The 18201-nt window shown below is 43.9% G+C and carries 13 protein-coding genes and 1 tRNA gene; 11 read left to right on the top strand and 3 right to left on the bottom strand.

All coding sequences use genetic code 11. The features are described 5' to 3' along the window. Window positions 1-851: glycoside hydrolase family 11 protein (locus tag BLW60_RS16710; protein ID WP_175460882.1), on the bottom strand; the 851-nt coding region annotated here is incomplete at its 3' end. 857 nt (window positions 852-1708) lie between these two features. Between BLW60_RS16710 and BLW60_RS04310 the strand changes: the two genes are divergently transcribed. The 3 genes from BLW60_RS04310 (at window position 1709) to BLW60_RS04300 (ending at window position 6587) form a co-directional block, all read left to right on the top strand. Beyond that, entirely contained in the window at window positions 1709-3127 is a 1419-nt protein-coding gene (locus BLW60_RS04310) for a GGDEF domain-containing protein (RefSeq protein ID WP_074714642.1), read from the top strand. A 108-nt stretch (window positions 3128-3235) separates the two neighbouring features. Then, entirely contained in the window at window positions 3236-3457 is a 222-nt protein-coding gene (locus BLW60_RS04305; protein WP_074714641.1) for a hypothetical protein, read from the top strand. A 451-nt stretch (window positions 3458-3908) separates the two neighbouring features. Further along, entirely contained in the window at window positions 3909-6587 is a 2679-nt protein-coding gene (locus BLW60_RS04300) for a glycoside hydrolase family 11 protein (protein ID WP_074714640.1), read from the top strand. 309 nt (window positions 6588-6896) lie between these two features. Here BLW60_RS04300 and BLW60_RS04295 read toward each other — a convergent pair. Next, window positions 6897-6972: transfer RNA gene (locus tag BLW60_RS04295), tRNA-Gln, on the bottom strand. 200 nt (window positions 6973-7172) lie between these two features. Beyond that, window positions 7173-8807, bottom strand: coding sequence for a vWA domain-containing protein (locus tag BLW60_RS04290; RefSeq protein WP_074714639.1), 1635 nt, complete (start codon window positions 8805-8807; stop codon window positions 7173-7175). Window positions 8808-9167: 360 nt separating this feature from the next. Here BLW60_RS04290 and BLW60_RS04285 point away from each other — a divergent pair, with 360 nt between their 5' ends. The 8 genes from BLW60_RS04285 (at window position 9168) to BLW60_RS04250 (ending at window position 18200) form a co-directional block, all read left to right on the top strand. Beyond that, the gene (locus tag BLW60_RS04285; protein ID WP_074714638.1) at window positions 9168-11528 is read left to right on the top strand and encodes an ATP-dependent helicase; all 2361 of its coding nucleotides are present in this window, start codon (window positions 9168-9170) and stop codon (window positions 11526-11528) included. Between the two features lie 37 nt (window positions 11529-11565). Then, window positions 11566-12993, top strand: a complete 1428-nt coding sequence (pyk, locus tag BLW60_RS04280; RefSeq protein WP_074714637.1) for a pyruvate kinase — start codon at window positions 11566-11568, stop codon at window positions 12991-12993. 152 nt (window positions 12994-13145) lie between these two features. Next, complete coding sequence (locus BLW60_RS04275; RefSeq protein ID WP_207645907.1) at window positions 13146-13997, top strand: hypothetical protein; 852 nt, start codon at window positions 13146-13148, stop codon at window positions 13995-13997. Continuing rightward, window positions 13981-14478 (top strand): GNAT family N-acetyltransferase, encoded by a 498-nt coding sequence (locus tag BLW60_RS04270; RefSeq protein WP_074714635.1) that lies wholly within the window; start codon window positions 13981-13983, stop codon window positions 14476-14478. The genes BLW60_RS04275 and BLW60_RS04270 overlap by 17 nt, the downstream gene beginning before the upstream one ends. A 32-nt stretch (window positions 14479-14510) precedes the next feature. Next, entirely contained in the window at window positions 14511-14813 is a 303-nt protein-coding gene (locus BLW60_RS04265; RefSeq protein WP_074714634.1) for a Dabb family protein, read from the top strand. Window positions 14814-14877: 64 nt separating this feature from the next. After that, window positions 14878-15621, top strand: coding sequence for an SDR family NAD(P)-dependent oxidoreductase (locus tag BLW60_RS04260; RefSeq protein WP_074714633.1), 744 nt, complete (start codon window positions 14878-14880; stop codon window positions 15619-15621). Between the two features lie 52 nt (window positions 15622-15673). After that, window positions 15674-16936 carry a DUF4268 domain-containing protein gene (locus BLW60_RS04255; protein ID WP_242872826.1) on the top strand — a complete coding sequence of 421 codons (1263 nt, stop codon included), beginning with the start codon at window positions 15674-15676 and terminating at the stop codon, window positions 16934-16936. A 10-nt stretch (window positions 16937-16946) separates the two neighbouring features. Beyond that, window positions 16947-18200 carry a bifunctional folylpolyglutamate synthase/dihydrofolate synthase gene (locus tag BLW60_RS04250; protein ID WP_074714632.1) on the top strand — a complete coding sequence of 418 codons (1254 nt, stop codon included), beginning with the start codon at window positions 16947-16949 and terminating at the stop codon, window positions 18198-18200. Window position 18201 lies beyond the last annotated feature (1 nt).

The raw sequence follows: 18201 nt of genomic DNA, 5'->3' as shown, positions 1-18201 counted from the left end.
TTCTGGTTCTGCTGTCCCCAGTTGTTCCAGTCGTTGTTCTGGTTCTGCTGTCCCCAGTTGTTCCAGTCATTGTTCTGCTGCTGTCCGCCCCAGTCGTTGCTCTGCTGCTGGCCGCCACCGCCGCCTGCACCTTCAGTTACAGTAACGCTCTTTACGTTAGCAGAACCGTTTGATCTGTAACCTTCAATGTTAAGAGATACTTCGTAAAGTGTACCTGACATATCGAGACCAGCCTTTTCCCAAGCCTCGAAGTGCTTTGATACATCTATAGTACCCTTCATGTAGTTTGTCTGATTGTTAGCTGAACCACTCTGTGTACGAACACTCCAGTACTGCGGGAATGTTGCTGTACCGTCAAGTGATGGCTGGTTGTAACGCATTGACTTACGAATATCATAAGTATTTCCGTTAAGGGTTACAGTACCCTTGTTCTCGCCATCATTTCCGGGTGGTCTCCAGTCGCCCCAACCTTCAACGATGTAGTATTCCATAAGAGGATTTCTTGTCCAGCCGTAAACGCACATATAAGAATTTCCTCTTGGTGTGTACTCAACGTCGTATGTAAGAACGATATTTCCGAAAGCCTTGTAGTTCTTCTTCTGGCTGTCGTAATTCTTACCCATACGAGCAAGGAAGTTTTCGATATTGCTCCATGAACAAGTAAATGAACCTGCACCGGGATTCATAGAAGCCTGTCCCTGTCCGTTCTGGTTCCACATCTCGTAGTCGTAGCCGCCGATATTACCTCTCTGCTGTGCGTCAGCAGCTGAAGCTACAGCCGGCATACTTGCTGCGATCATCATTGCAGATGCGCCTGCGCTAATGATCTTCTTGAGTTTTGTAAGCTTCATTCTTAATCACTCCTTTGTTTTTTTACAAAAATAATAAGTAATTTCAGAATTAAGTAATTTCCCTGAGTAGGTGCTTTCTTTATGTCATAATTATATATTCCCGACAATACAAATTACAAGTCGTTTTTTGCCCTCATAGTTCAAACTGGTCAAAAATTGCTATTACAGCTTTCCAAATTAGCGGCTATAATAAGCCCGAAACAACGTATCTACTTACAATAGTTAACCAAAAGAAGCTGTTTTACAAGAAGTAAAAAAATACTTAAAAAAAACAAAACATAATGGCTTTTTCATCTTTTAACGTAGGAATTTTACTATGACAATGTTTTATAGCCTGTTTTTAGAGATAGAAACTACCGCGCAGTTTATACAAAAATTTCCGCAAAGTATTATTTTTTTCGTACGTTTCTGTTTTCACATGGTTTTCACACAAACAACACCTTTGTCACAAGCTCAAAAACGCTTCGCACAATGCACAAACCAAAAGCAAAAAATTCGTAGAAAACGCCTATTGGCATTTTTGTACATAAATCAAGAGTTGATAGCACCGTTTTAGTGGGTTTTGACAATTATTCAAAAATCGCTGCGTTAAAGCCATATAATTCGTCAATATCCGACTTTTTTTACCTCTGTCCCTGCGATTGACTTAGACATATTCTTGTGCTATAATTATATCATACAAAAATATATTCGTATATAAGATTTTTTTATATAAATTGTTTTGAGCTATATATAATTTACTATAGGGTCATAAAAAATAGCAATTTTTAACTTACGATAGCAATTATTGGTTAGACGATATCTGATGATGCATTTATAATATTATTAAGCTGTTGCAGCTTCAGGGGGGGATATTTATGAATTTAGGCTTCCACTCATTCTCGGAGCATATAAAAGCAATGGCGAGTGTTTTTTCCGTTGAGGCTTTCCCTGACGGGACTTACGGAAATATAAGACTTGTTACGGGTAACAAGATATTCTTCAAGATAACTGAGGAAAACCGTGAAAAGATCGGTGAGAAAGCAATGCACAACACTGAGTTTGCTCCCGATCTGCCTTACGAACACTATATCCCCAAGGATAAGAATTTTGAGGAATTCTGCTACCGAAGTGCTATACTCGGCGAAACACTGCACACCTATATCCGTCCCGAGCGTATGCCTATATGGATACATCTGACGGCTATACCGCTACAGTCCGACAAGCCGAATATCGGCTACTGCGCTTATGTGCAGAGCTTTTCGGAAGTTCCCGATTACTCGCTCATGACGAACATCGCTCCCGATATCGCTTCTAATGTATTACAAATATGTATGAAGCTCCGCGGTGCGAACAGTTTCACAGTTGCTTTAAATGATATAATCTCTGATATACGCAGAGTCTGCAACGCCGAACACTGCTGCATCCTCTCAACTGATTTCAATCAGCGCAAGTGTTCGATACTTTGCGAGGCTCTAAGTGAAAACAGCAAGCTTACCTTGCTGGATAAATATGTCGATGACGATTTTTTTGCCGTTGTGGACACATGGCACGAAACTATCGCAGGAAGCACCTGCGCTTTCGTCAAAGACAAGCAGGACTGGGAAAATCTGCAAAAAAGGAACCCTGTATGGTACAGCTCCATAAAGCAATCGGGAATTGACAATGTCATTCTTTTCCCTCTCAGATATCGCAATGATATCCTCGGTTTCATCTGGGCTTCCAATTTTAATCTGGATCAGGCAATGAAGATAAAAGAGACTCTTGAGCTCACCACCTATTTCCTCGCATCTGAGCTTGCAAGCCACCAGCTTTTCAGCCGCTTGGAAATACTGAGCTCTCAGGACGTTCTCACGGGTGTCAAGAACAGAAACGCCATGAACAACCGTATTGACAGCTTCATTGCAGACAGTTCAAATTCAGATGAGCCTTTAGGCATTGTATTCGCTGACCTCAACGGTCTTAAACAGATCAACGACAACGACGGACACTTCGCAGGCGATCTGCTGCTGAAAGATGCCGCCCTGACCTTACAGAAGCATTTTCCCGAATATGAGATCTATCGCGCAGGCGGCGATGAATTCATGGTCCTTGCATTGGAACCCGACAAAGATAAATTCACAAAGAAGGTGGAACGGTTCAAAGCTGATACTTCAGCACCCGATACAGTTTGCTTCGCCGCAGGCTGGAGCTACGAAACTGTGGGAAATATCAGAAAAGCCTTGCAGACTGCGGACGCTAATATGTACGCAGACAAGGAAGAATTCTATAAAAAATACCCTGAGCGAAAACGCTGAATATGCATTTATAAATTCAAAACCGCTTATATTGATCGAAAACACAAATCACTACCAGATACGAAACTAAATCTACTTTTATAATTTTCATAATAAGGAGAAATGACAATGTGTATTGAAATGTTTGGAAATATTCACAAACCATACGATCAACCAACACCCGAACTTACCGATTGGGATAAGCAGAAAGCATCTGCAAGGGGAATGCAGAAAACTGTACGGGGACAGAAAGAAATAGAAAACTTAATGCACGAGGACGAAAAGAAGCTTATCGCCGAGTGCCTTGTGACATTAAAAAGAGTAGAAAAAATAATCCATGAACTTGGCTAATCAATCTCACCAACTAATACCATTTTCTTTTCCGATCAATATTAAAGGTTTTTGAATTTTTGATTTATAATGGAAGTGAAGCACCTGACTTTTTAGTCCGGTGCTTCTTTTTTGTTTGTTCACGGCACTCCCCTCTCCTGCGGCTTACCAAACGAGATCTTGTCAGCACTCGCATTTATATCCATATTTAATCATTTTTGGTAAAAATATGCATTAATTGCAATCTGTAAGCTAAATGAATTTTAGGCGAAAAAACACGCTGTTCAAACGTAAAACCGCAATAAATCGGAATTTAACGCAGCAATTATTGGTCAGTTAATATTTTAACAGCAATTTTTGACTTGTATTACAGCGAGTCAAAATACTATAATTATGTACAGATAGACATACGAGCTCGTTTTTATTCTGAGGGATAACTTAATCTAAAAAAGACTCAGAAGGAGTGAGCGAAGTGAATTTAAAGAAACTCAAAAAGATCATCGGCGCAGGTGCTTCCACAATGATGATCGCAGCTGCTATCCCTGCTGTTGCTTCTGCTGCTGATCAGCAGACAAGAGGTAATATCGGCGGATACGACTACGAGATGTGGAACCAGAACGGTCAGGGTCAGGCTTCAATGAATCCGGGCGCAGGTTCTTTCACCTGTTCTTGGAGCAACATTGAAAACTTCCTTGCACGTATGGGTAAGAACTACGACAGCCAGAAGAAGAACTATAAGGCTTTCGGCAACATAGTTCTCACATATGATGTAGAATACACACCAAGAGGCAACTCTTATATGTGTGTATACGGCTGGACAAGAAACCCTCTTATGGAATACTACATCGTTGAAGGCTGGGGCGATTGGAGACCACCCGGAAACGACGGAGAGAACAAGGGTACAGTAACTCTCAACGGAAATACTTACGACATTCGTAAGTCAATGCGTTACAACCAGCCATCACTTGACGGTACAGCAACATTCCCACAGTACTGGAGCGTTCGTACTACAAGCGGTTCAGCTAACAATCAGACAAACTACATGAAGGGTACTATCGACGTATCAAAGCACTTCGAGGCTTGGGAAAAGGCAGGACTTGATATGTCAGGTACACTTTACGAAGTATCACTCAATATCGAAGGTTACAGATCAAACGGTTCTGCTAATGTAAAGAGCGTTACTGTTACAGAAGGCGCAGGCGGCGGTCAGACTACCAACGACTGGAGCCAGAATACTAACCAGCAGAACAACGACTGGAATCAGGGCAACCAGAACAATGACTGGGGCAATTTCGGTCAGAACAACGACTGGAGCAGCTGGGGACAGAACAACGGCGGCTTCGACTGGAATAACCAGGGTCAGCAGAATAATGACTGGAGCAGCTTCGGTCAGAACAACGACTGGAATAATCAGTCTTGGGACTGGGGCAACCAGGGGCAGCAGAATAACGACTGGAACAGCTGGGGTCAGAATAACAACTGGAATAACCAGAGTTGGGACTGGAACAATCAGAACAACAACCAGTGGAACGGCGTTGTAAACAACGACTGGAACCAGAACAATGACTGGAACAGCTGGGGACAGAACAACGGTGGTTTTGACTGGAACAATAATAACTGGAATCAGAACAATGATTGGAACAATAACAATCAGTGGAATCAAAACAATGACTGGAACAACTGGGGCAGCCAGAATCAGGGTTGGGACTGGAATAACCAGAACAACAACCAGTGGAACGGCGTTGTAAACAACGACTGGAATCAGAACAACGATTGGAACAGCTGGGGACAGAATAATGACTGGAACCAGAACAACGGCGGTTTTGACTGGAACAACCAGAACAACGACTGGAATAACAACCAGTGGAATCAGAATAACGACTGGAACAATAACAACTGGAACCAGAACAATGACTGGAACCAGAATAACGGCGGTTTTGACTGGAACAACCAGGGACAGCAGAATACCGACTGGAACAGCTGGGGCAACCAGAATCAGGGTTGGGACTGGAACAACCAGAACAACAACCAGTGGAACGGCGTTGTAAATAACGACTGGAACCAGAACAACGACTGGAACAGCTGGGGCGGTCAGAATAACGGAGGTTTTGACTGGAACAGCCAGAACAACGGCGGTTTCGACTTTAGCAACATGGGCGGAAACGGTGGTTTCGACTGGAATAATCAGAACAATGGCGGCTTTGACTGGAACAATCAGGGCGGTCAGAACAACGGCGGAAACATCGACTGGAACGGCATGGCAGGCGGCTTCAACGACACCAACAATACTATCGGTACTGACGCAGGCAACGGCGGAAACGCTACATCAGGTCTGAACGCTAAGATCAGACAGGATATGCCTACTACAGTTCCCAGCGGCGTTGAGAAGAGCGGTCAGTGCAAGGTCGAGAAGAAAACATATAACTGTAAGTTTACAGGCGGACAGAAGAGCTGCAACGTAGTTCTTCCTCCAAACTACAGCCCAAGCAAGCAGTACCCTGTAATGTATGTACTCCACGGCATCGGCGGTGACGAGAACAGCATGGTAAGCGGTATGGGCGTTCAGGAACTCCTCGCAGGACTTATCTCAGCAGGTAAGGCTGAGGAAATGATCATCGTTCTCCCAAGCCAGTACACAAGCAAGAATGGCAACGGCGGCGGTTTCGGTATCAATCAGGAAACCTGCGAAGCATACGATAACTTCCTCTATGATATCTCTGACAGCCTTATTCCTTACATCGAGGCTAACTACCCTGTAAAGACAGGCAGAGAAAACAGAGCTATCACAGGATTCTCAATGGGAGGCAGAGAGGCTATCTATATAGGTCTTATGCGTCCTGACCTCTTCGGCTATGTAGGCGGTGCTTGCCCTGCTCCGGGTATCACACCGGGCAGCGATATGTTCATGACACACCCCGGCTGTATGCAGGAGAGCGAAATGAAGTTCAGAAACGTAGGTCCTGAGCCTGCTGTATTCATGATCACAGGCGGTACAAACGACTCTGTTGTTGGTACATTCCCTAAGCAGTACAGCGATATCCTTACAAGAAACGGTGTCGAGCACGTTTACCAGTCAATTCCTGGCGGCGGACACGGTGCAGAGTCTGTAAAGCCACATCTCTATACATTCATGAGATACGCATTCAAATAATGGCACAGATGATTAAATAATCCTTTCAAAATACTCAGTTCAAAATATAAAAAACATGAAATAAATACATTGCAAAGGTTCTTATATTTCAAAGAGAAACGCCGTCCGTTATGGGCGGCGTTTTTATTGGCGTTTATCAGTATAAACAAAAAGCCCACGCAATTGCGTGAGCAGATCAATTAATGAATAAAGAATAATGAATAGTGAATAAATTATAATACAGAAACACCCTTCGGACATATATTATGATTTATTCATTTTTCACTATTCATTATAAATTGAGCCCGTCACATTAGTGACGGGCGTTTCTGGTTGGGGTGGAAGGATTTGAACCCTCGAAATAACGGAGTCAGAGTCCGCTGCCTTACCACTTGGCGACACCCCAGTGTATGTACTGATTTATTCAGCTTTATTATTATATCACCTGTCTAGTCATTTGTCAATAGGAAATTATATATTTTTATATTTTAACTTTATTTGACATAAAGCAGCAGCTCCCGGGCTAAAATGACCGAACCCGGGAGCTGTGCTTCGCATATAAATACATTCTTCTTTCTTTTGAACTACTCTATATAAACTCCTATTTCAGCGATATAATCCTTTAGCAGACATTGCAATTCCCAAAAGCTCTGATGTTTTATCGCTTTCCTCCAACTCTCCAACTGTATCGATAACATGATCAAAGCTCGAATTGCCCTTATACTCAGAATCTTTAAGAAGCATTGCAAATTCTGCTGCCGCTGAAGCGAGTTTTATAGACGGTGATGGTTCTTTGTTATATTTCTCCATACCGAAAAGCTGACTTTCATATACGTCCTTATCGGTATCCACAGGCTTATATGTAACTGAAAGCTTGCAAAGCTCGCTTCTTCCGTTATCCTCAGCGGGCTGTGTTTCATGCTCGGAAGCGAATTCGAGCTGTACTCCGCGGTAAGTACCCCCTGTTTCAGCAAGCTCTACTTCATAAAGCGCAGTTACGCTGTGACCTGCTCCCACTTCGCCTGCGTCCTTTGTATTGTCGTAGAAGTCCTCAGCATTCATGAGTCTGTTATCATAGCCGATAAGTCTGTAGCTCTTTATCCTTGAAGGATTGAACTCCACCTGTATCTTTACGTCCTTAGCGATCGTATATAATGTGCCTGCCATTTCCTGAACGAGAACTCTGTACGCCTCATCTACAGAGTCGATGTAGCTGTAGTTGCCGTTTCCGTTATCTGCAACTGCTTCAAGTCTGTCGTCCTTATAATTGCCTGTGCCGAAGCCTAAAACTGAAAGATAAATACCATTATCACGCTTTGTTTTTATGAGCTTCACAAGCTCGTCCTCAGAGCTTGCGCCTATGTTAAGATCACCGTCTGTAGCGAGGATAACTCTGTTGTTACCGCCTTCGATGAAGTATTCCTCAGCAAGCTCGTATGCCTTGTTTATACCGCCCTCACCGTTTGTTCCGCCCGATGCAGTAATATCATAGAGTGTTTTAACGATCTTCCCCTTGTCCTTTCCGCTTGCGCCTTTCAAGCGTGTGGAAGTATCACCTGCATATGTAACGATAGAGATCCGGTCATTCTCGTCAAGCTTTTCAGCAAGCATTGAAAACGCGCTCTGTACCAGTGGGAGCTTATCATAATCAGACATTGAGCCTGATGAGTCGATAAGGAATACCAGATTTGAAGGAGGAGTCTCCTTCTGTTCAAGACGCTTGCCCTGTATGCCTATCATCATAAGCTTGTTTGCCGAATTCCACGGACAGTCCGCAATTTCAACATAGTCGCCGAAAACTCGTCCTGCCTCGGGATCGGGATACTCATAGTCGAAGTAGTTGATGAATTCCTCTGCACGTACAGCGTCCTCGGGAACTATATTTCCGTTCTCCAACATTCTTCTGACATTTGAGTATGAAGCAGTATCCACATCAACCGAGAAAGTTGAGAGGGGCTCGGCTTTTGGATCCTTAAATCCAGCTTCGATAAAACCTTTATATTCCTCATTGGGTGAAACGCTTTCCGCAGGCTTCCATGTTTCACATTCATCTGCACTTGCAGGGGCTTCACAATAATCTTCCGTATCAGGAGTTACTATGACATTATTATTGCTGTGTCCGTTACTTGGAGCATAGTTACCCGAAACGTCATTCTGACCGTCTGCGCAGCTGCACATTGCCGTCATCATCACTGCACACGCAGCGGCTAATGCTGTAGTTCTTGATAGCTTGGTACTCATATAATTTCCTCCTTTATTGTCCTTGCGAACAAATTTGATCTCGTAATCTATGCTTTAATTATACCCCGTCAGCAATCTGTTTACAACAACAGAAAAATGCCAATCCAAAGACGATTTGAAGTATATTTCCTTAATATCGGGTTTCATTTCCTTACAATTTATTGAAAATATTACAGCTTTCTTGCATTTTTTTCTAAAATTCAAAAAAATTCCCTTGCAGGTCTTTTCAAATATTTACAAATGTGCTATAATTAAAGTATCAATTTTTGAGATCGTGGGGAGACTATATCCCCCTCGCTTTAATAGTACATCGGGATATACTATTAAAAAGATAAATCAGCGTATAATGGAGATCTTTTTATGGACATTAATTCTTACATTTCAGCAAAACAGAATGCACTGAAAAAGTACTTCAGTCGTATGAATGATATGCAGCAGGAGGCAGTATTTACTGTCAACGGCCCTGTTCTTGTGCTCGCAGGCGCAGGTAGCGGCAAGACCACTGTTATCGTTAACCGTATTGCTAATATGATAAATTTCGGAAACGCCTATTTTGATACCTCTCGTGAAGGCAGTGACGGCGACATTGCTTTTCTCAAGGACTACGCAGACGGAAAGACCGACGATTTCGACACTCTCAGAGATATCGTCGCAGTTGATCCTGTGCGTCCGTGGAATATCCTTGCCATAACCTTTACAAATAAGGCAGCAGGCGAGCTCAAAGAGCGTCTTTCTGCCATGATGGGCGAAGAGGCTCTCAACATCAACGCCTCTACCTTCCATTCTGCCTGCGTAAGGATACTCAGAAGCGAGATAGAAGCTCTCGGCTATGGCAGAGACTTCACTATATATGACTCCGACGACAGCCAGAGAATGATAAAGAACGTTATGACAGAGCTTGATGTTTCTGAGAAGCAGCTTGCTCCCAAGGCTGTACTCAGCGAGATAAGCTTTGCCAAGGACAAGATGATATCTCCTGCGGATATGCTTGCCGATGCAGGTCAGGACTACCGCAAGAAGATGATCGCTAAGCTCTACGCTATATATCAGGAGCGTATGAAAACTGCCAACGCCCTCGACTTTGACGATATACTCGTGCGCACTGTCGAGCTTTTCGAGCAGTTCCCCGAAGTCCTTGAAAAATACAGGAATCGTTATAAGTACATAATGGTGGACGAGTATCAGGACACCAACCATGTACAGTTCAGACTTGTTTCTCTTCTCTCGGAAGGTCACAAAAACCTCTGCGTCGTAGGTGATGACGACCAGAGCATATACAAGTTCCGCGGTGCAAATATCGAGAATATTCTTGGATTTGAGGAGCAGTTCGCAGGTGCAAAGGTAGTTCGCCTTGAACAGAATTACCGCTCCACACAGACTATCCTTGACGCGGCTAACTCAGTCATAAGCAACAACACCAGCCGTAAGCCCAAGACTCTCTGGACATCAGGGGAAAAGGGCGATAAGGTATACTGGTACAAGGCAGTTGACGAAACAGACGAGGCTCAGTTCGTTGCTGATACTATACTTGAAAGATACAAGGAAACAGGCAAATATTCGGACAATGCCGTTCTCTACCGTATGAACGCGCAGTCCAACTCTATCGAGCGTATGCTGGTAAAATACGGTATCCCATACCGTGTTTACGGCGGTATGCGATTCTACGACCGCAAGGAAATAAAGGACGTTACCTCATACCTTGCGTTCATCAACAACCACAATGATATACTTCGTTTCAGACGTATCATAAATGAACCCAAGCGCGGTATCGGCGATTCAACACTTGCTATCATCGAGGATATCAGCCGCGACCTTAAAATATCTCCTTTCGAGGTAATGAAAAACTGTGAGGAGTACGCTCCCCTTTCAAAGAAAACATCAGCTCTGAAAAGTGCGTATACCCTTTTCGAGTTCCTTACAGAAAAGTCCGAGGAGCTCCCTCTTGATGAATTCCTCGATGTGCTCCTTGATAAGACAGGCTATCTCGACAGCCTTAAAGCTCTCGAAAATGCAGATGTGAAAATAGAGAACGTACAGGAGCTCCGTACATCTATGGTTCAGTACATGGAACAGGCTGAAGAGCCTACTCTCAGCGGTTTCCTTGAAGAAGTTGCCCTTTATACCGAGGCTGACCGAGATGACGGAAGCGATGACAAGGTAACTCTTATGACTGTACATTCCGCAAAGGGACTCGAATACGAAAACGTTTTCGTTGTAGGTCTTGACGACGGTATCTTCCCGAGCGCCCGTTCATTCGACAGCGAGGACGATATGGAAGAGGAAAGACGTCTTGCATATGTTGCCATAACCCGTGCAAAGAAGCGTCTTTACCTTGCAAACGCAAGGCAGCGTATGCTCTTCGGTCAGACTCAGCACAATATCACTTCACGCTTTATGAAAGAGATAGGCAGTGAGCTCGTTGAAAAGCACGACAATGCAGCCGCTATGAAGCAGCAGCTTGAGTCCGAGAGCAATACCGTTACGGAAGTCCGCTCGGCAACATTGCAGCAGCAGCTTGCAAGAAATAAAAAAGCCGCAGGCAGTGCGCCAAAGGAAGCTGTTACATATACCGCAGGCGAAAAGGTATCTCACAGCATATTCGGTGAGGGAGTTATAGTTTCCGTAAAGCCTATGGCAAGCGACTCTATGCTGGAAATTGCCTTCGATAAGGTAGGCACTAAGAAAATAATGGCAAACTATGCAAAGCTGAAAAAGCTCTGATCCTACTTTAATTTACAATGATATAAGGTGATGAAATATGAGAAAAACAAAGATAGTATGTACCATTGGTCCTGCAACAGATGATGAAAATATCATGCGTGAGCTTATGCTGGCAGGCATGAACGTTGCACGTTTCAACTTCTCTCACGGAGATTACGAGACACACGAAAAGCGTTTCCGCGTTATAGAAAAACTCCGTAAGGAGCTTGACCTGCCTATCGCTACTCTCCTTGACACAAAAGGTCCTGAGATACGTCTCGGCAAATTCGTTGACGACAAGCCCGTAGAGATACACGACGGTGATACATACACCCTTACTACAGACGATGTTCTCTGCACGGACAAGGTGGGAAGCATAAGCTTCAAGAAGCTGCCCCGTGACGTGAGCATGGGTACAAGGATACTCATCAATGACGGCGTTATCGAGCTTCTTGCAGAAAAGGTAACTACCAACGAGATAGTATGTAAGGTAATTCACGGCGGTACTCTTTCAAACAATAAGGGCATCAATGTCCCCGGAGTAAAGCTCTCGATGCCATACCTCAGCGAAAGAGATATGGACGACCTTGAATTCGGTTCAAAAATGGGCTTTGATTTCATCGCCGCAAGCTTCGTGCGCACAGCCGCAGATATAAACTACCTGAGAAAATTCACACAGAGCCTCGGCTGGTTCGATGTAAGAATAATCGCAAAGATCGAGAATACAGACGGCGTTGAGAATATCGACGAGATACTCGAGGCCGCTGACGGTATTATGGTAGCCCGCGGAGATATGGGCGTTGAGATACCATTTGAGCAGATACCTGCAATACAGAAATCCCTCATAAAGAAGGGCTACAACGCAGGCAAACAGGTAATCACAGCCACACAGATGCTGGAGTCTATGATAACAAATCCGCGTCCTACACGTGCTGAGATAACCGACGTTGCAAATGCTCTCTACGACGGCACAAGTGCTATCATGCTCTCAGGTGAGACAGCCGCAGGTGCTTACCCTGTTGAAGCCGTAAAGACTATGGCTCTTATTGCTGAGACCACCGAAAACAATATCAACTATAAAGCTCGCTTCTCGTCACGCCGCGCAGATCAGAACGGTACAGTTGCTGAAGCTATCGCTCACGCTACCGTTACTACCGCACACGACCTTAATGCAAGAGCTATTATCACAGTATCTCTCGGCGGACAGACTGCAAGACTTATATCAAAATACCGTCCGAGCTGTCCTATCATTAGCTGCACCATGAGCGAGGTGGTATGCCGACAGATGAATATGAGCTGGGGCGTTATCCCGTTCATTATAGATGAAAAGACCAATACCGACGACCTCTTCGCAGCAGCAGTTGAAGCCGCTGAGTCACACAGACTTGTTGAGGACGGCGACCTTGTAGCTATTACCGCAGGCGTACCTCTCGGCGTATCGGGTACCACAAACCTTATGAAAGTTGAGAAAATAGGCGGTAAATAATAATGACTACCCAGAAACGAAACAGGATATTTGAAATGATCTTAGGTGTGATCTTAATTGTACTTTCATTAATATCATTCAAATCATTCATAAGATCATATTTCCCGTATTCAAGACATATTTCATGGGATGATATCAAAGATTTTTTCAGCATGGGAAAAAACGCAGTGCTGGCAACGATCAATCTTATTGCCGTACTATTTCAGGCAGTATTTGGTTTAATGCTGATAACGGGAAAATACACTAAATCATGGCTTCAGATACCGTTAGCCATAACAGCTGCGGCACGTATAATCTCTACGTATATCGTATGGCTTATCATCGAACTAATAACAGGCGACATCAAATACAGTGACTTTTCACGATACTTTGCAACAAAACAATTTATTTGCCTCATCATTGCGCCATTGATCGAAGCTATAGGCATTATTGTGGCTTTTATGACTATAAACAAAAAAATAGTCTGGAAATCAAGGAAAAGTCTCCTCATATACTCTTTAGCAGGAACAGCTGCAAGTATTATCTTATCAGCCGTAACAAATCTGGCTGCTGTTTCAGCGCTCATTTTCCTGATACCTTGTTTCGTTCAGCCATATGCAAGCAAACGCAGTATCAAAGGCATCATTGCTGAAATAGCAGCTATATTATGTTCACTGTCATATTACATAGTCCGCTGGCTTATCAACAAGATCTATGACTCTGAAAATGAGGCGTTATATAATTTCTTCTTTGGCACTAACCCTGCCATCGACCTTCGCCACTTTGATGTTCGCTCCTTCTTAGAGTGGGCTCTAAGATTAACATCTCTCCTCATACCTCTTATCCTGTTTGAGAGACAGGTGGGAGAACTTAAAGAGGAAGAAGCTTCCGAGCATATAAGTGTGATAAAAAAGCTCGATGCTGTATTATTCAAGAATAATGACGAAGAAGCTGACGACGACGAGTACAGCGAGGAAGACGACGAGTACTCAGACGAGGAAGAAAGCGATGACGATAACGACTGAGCGACTTATCCTTCGTCCGCTGACTCTTGACGATGCGGAAGCTGCCTTTGAATGGACAGGCGATGAAAGAGTTGCAAAGTATATGATATACTCCACTCACGAAAGCATCGAGATTACAAAGGAATGGCTGAGATCAGTCAAGACCTCGGATACCGCATTTGAGTTCGGATTTGTCCGCAAAAGCGACAATAAGCTTATCGGTTCGGGCGGAATACGGCTCCACGATGACGGCTTCTGGGAGTTCGGATACAACTTCCGCTATGACTGCTGGGGAATGGGGTACGCTACAGAAGCTTCAAAGGCTATGATAGAGCTTGTACGCAGCAGATACGGCGATATAAAGCTAAAGGCTGAGTGTGCGGCTGAGAATACAGCATCTGCTCATGTGATAGAAAAGTGCGGACTGCACTTTGCAGGCTTTGGTGAATACCAGAGCTATGACGGCTTAAAGACTTTCAAAGCAAAGATTTTTAAGCTTTGATACTAATAACTTACAGGAAAGCAGGTAATTTTATGATAAAGCATATCGTAATGTTCAAATTAAAAGAAGCTGACGGCAGAAGCGAATACGAAAACGCTCTCGAAGCACAGAAGCGTTTCGACAACGTTATCGCTAATGTCAAGGAGCTGAAAAAGGGCAAGGTCGTTATCAACTCAAAGGACGCTCCCGAGAGCAACTACACTATCTCTCTTCTCTGCGACTTTGACAGCATTGATGATCTCAACGCATATCAGGTACACCCTGCTCACCTTGAATTCGGCAAATTCATCGGCAGCGTAAAAACCGACAGAGCCTGCATAGACTACGAATACTGATAACTTTTCTCACGTCCCAAAGGCGTGAGAATTGTATATATATACACAAACGGAGGTAGAAAACATGGTAAACGTGAAAGGCAGATGGGCACTTATAACAGGTGCCAGCAGAGGTCTCGGCTATCTTGCAGCTATATATATGGCTAAGCTTGGCTGTAACCTCGTACTTCACAGCAGGACAGAAGAGCACTGTAAAAAAGTCCTTGATGAAGTAAAAGCTCTTGGCGTTGACGCTTACATTGTGACAGCAGAGTTATCAGACATGGATCAGGTAGAGGCTATGTGCAGAAAAATAGACGAAAACGGCACAAAGCTCGACATAATTCTCAACAATGCAGGTCTTCAGATCGCATACAGAACCGAATACCTCACAACCCCCGCTTCAGACTATGACATAAGCTTCAAGATCAATACCACAGCACCGATGATGATATGCTACCACTTCCTTCCTCAGATGAAGGAGCGCGGCTTCGGACGTATCGTAAATACTACAAGCGGTATCGACCTTGAACCCGAGCAGGCTGGCTACTCCGCAGCTAAAGCTGCCCTCAACAAGGTAACACGCGACCTCGGCAAGAACTATGAGGGTACAGATGTTACTCTCAGCCTTACAGATCCGGGCTGGTGCAGAACAGACCTGGGCGGTCCTAAAGCACCTAATTCGCCCGAAAGTGCACTCCCCGGCATACTGGTGGGGGCTTTCATCGACGATAAGAAAAACGGACGTATATTCTCGGCACAGGAATTCACGGGAATGACTCTTGAGGACGCTGTTGCCAAGGCTGAAAAGCAAGCAGGAGTATACTAAAAAACACAGGGGGGCGGCACTGCCGCCCTATTGCTTAAATGGGGATTGTCAAATGACTAATAATGAGAAGATAAAGAAAATCAAAGCAGTACTCGACTCAAAATCGCCAAGATTAGAGCATTATTATACTCTTTTTGAAGAAATGGACGACATTGTATATAACTACACAGAGTTTGTCGAGTCAAATGTAGATAAAGAAATAAAAAGGCTTTCTAATGCAGATTATCAGATGTGTTGCTGTCTGATGACACTTATTTTTAGAGAAGATTACATTATGAATGGTCGTTTTAAGAAAAGATATGACTCTGGTATGATCACATCTATATTAGAACGAATGTTACTTTTGCTTGAAAATAAAGGAAATACTTGTTCAAAGGGGGAAAAAATAATGAAAATCGGTAAGTTACAGGAAGTCAATATCCGTGATTTATGGAAGCATGAGCAGTATGATTTCTCGGCTTGGCTCGCCGAAGATGAAAACATTGAACTGCTAAATGAAAAACTGGGCTTGACTCTTGTTGATATAAACACAGAAGCGTATGTGGGAGCATACAGGTGTGATATCGTGGCGGTTGACGAAACGACAGGCATTAAAGTTATTATCGAAAATCAGCTTGAAAACTCAAACCACGACCACCTCGGAAAAATCATTACTTATGCTTCTGGCTTAGACGCTAAAGTAATTGTTTGGATAGTAAAAGAGGCAAGGGACGAGCATAGAAGCGCCATTGAATGGCTGAATAATAATACGGTTCAGGATATCAATTTCTTTCTGATAGAGCTTCATGCATACCAAATCGGCGATTCCGACTATGCGCCCATGTTTCAGATAGTTGAGCAGCCAAATGATTTCATAAAAGAGCAGAAAGGCAAAAAATCAACTGATACAATGAATAAAAGCCAATCAGAAAGGCTTGAATTCTGGACTCTCTTTAACGACCATGTGGTTGAGCGCAACAAACCATTTGCAATCCATAAAGCAAGTTCTATAAGTTGGTACAATATAGCTGTCGGAACAAGCCAGGCGTGTATTAGTGTTTCTCTTGTGAATAAGGATTCTTACATTGGCGTTGAATTATATATTGCTTCTAACAAAGAATTATTTGACAAACTATATGCAGAACATGAAAAAATTGAAAAGGAACTTGGCTTTGAAGTCGATTGGCAGAGATTAGACAATGCAAAAGCAAGCAGGATACTGTATAAAATCAGTGGCTTGAATTTCGATGACCATAGTAACTACGATCAGCTCATTGAAGAAGCTATTGATAAAGTTATTGCTATGCGTGATGTGTTTAAAAACAGGCTGAAATAAAGGAGAAACCATGAACATTGAAGAATGTATGAGCTTCATAAATTCCTACACAAAATCAGGCGGCAGGATAACCGATCTTTCCCGTGCAGCCGATCTTATGGAGCGTATAGGAGATCCGCAGAAAAGGCTCAAATTCGTACACATTGCAGGTACTAACGGTAAGGGCTCTACCCTTGAATATATCGCAAATGCCTTGCAGCTTTCGGGCTACAAGACAGGCAAATTCACCTCGCCTTTTATCCTCAGATATAACGACAGGATACGCATAAACGATGACGAGATAGACGAGGAGTCCCTTTGCAGTATCGCCGAATTTGTCAAGGAGCGCGTTGGCGATATGGCTTACTCGCAGTTTGAGATAACTATGGCTATCGCTCTGCTGTGGTACGAGCGCGAGAAATGCGATATCGTTGTTCTCGAAACAGGCATAGGCGGACTCCTTGACTGCACAAATGTGATACCGCCGCCGCTCATCTCCGTTATTACTTCAATTTCTCTCGATCATACTGCACTTCTCGGCGAGACTGTTGAGGAGATAGCTGTACACAAGGCAGGCATCATCAAAAGCGGCTCTGCGGTAGTTCTCTCTGAGGATAATCCCGACAGTGTACGCGAGATAGTACGCAATACAGCAGAAAAAGTCGGTGCGGAGCTTATCCCCTGCGAGCCCTGTCCGCCAAACGCTGACGGCGGTCTCTTCTCCCCTTTCATGTACCGCGGCATAAAGCTCACACCTGCAATGGCAGGCATACATCAGAAGTACAACGCACAGACTGCTATAACTGTCTGCATTTACCTCAGAAGCAAGGGCTTCGAGATAAGCGAAAGTGCTATAATCAGGTCGGTGGAGACTACTCAGGTACGTGCCCGTGTGCAGTATATAGACGGTGAGCCGCCTGTTATCGTGGACGGCGGTCATAATCCCGCAGGAGTTGCCATGCTGTCACTTATGCTCATGTATCTCAGCACACGCGGCAAGAAGATATACACAGTCATGGGAATGGTGGACTCAAAGGACTACGTTGAATGTGTAAAGAAGATATCGTCCCTTTCGGACAAGCTTTTTGCAGTTGACGGCTTTGCTCCGAACGCAGTCCCCTCGGAAACTATAGCAGATATAGCAAGCTTCCGCACAGAAGCCGAATCAGGTACACTTGAGGAATGTGCAGAAAAGGCAAAGGCTCTTGCCCTTGAAAACAACGGTATCGCCGTTATATGCGGTTCGCTCTACCTTGCAAGTAAGTATCTCAACGAAAACAGGTGAT

It is taken from the genome of Ruminococcus flavefaciens (genome assembly GCF_900108555.1).
Taxonomy (GTDB): Bacteria; Bacillota; Clostridia; order Oscillospirales; family Ruminococcaceae; genus Ruminococcus; species Ruminococcus flavefaciens_P.
The sequence above is the reverse complement of the archived record's forward strand: the minus strand, read 5'-3'. Positions and strand labels throughout refer to the sequence as shown.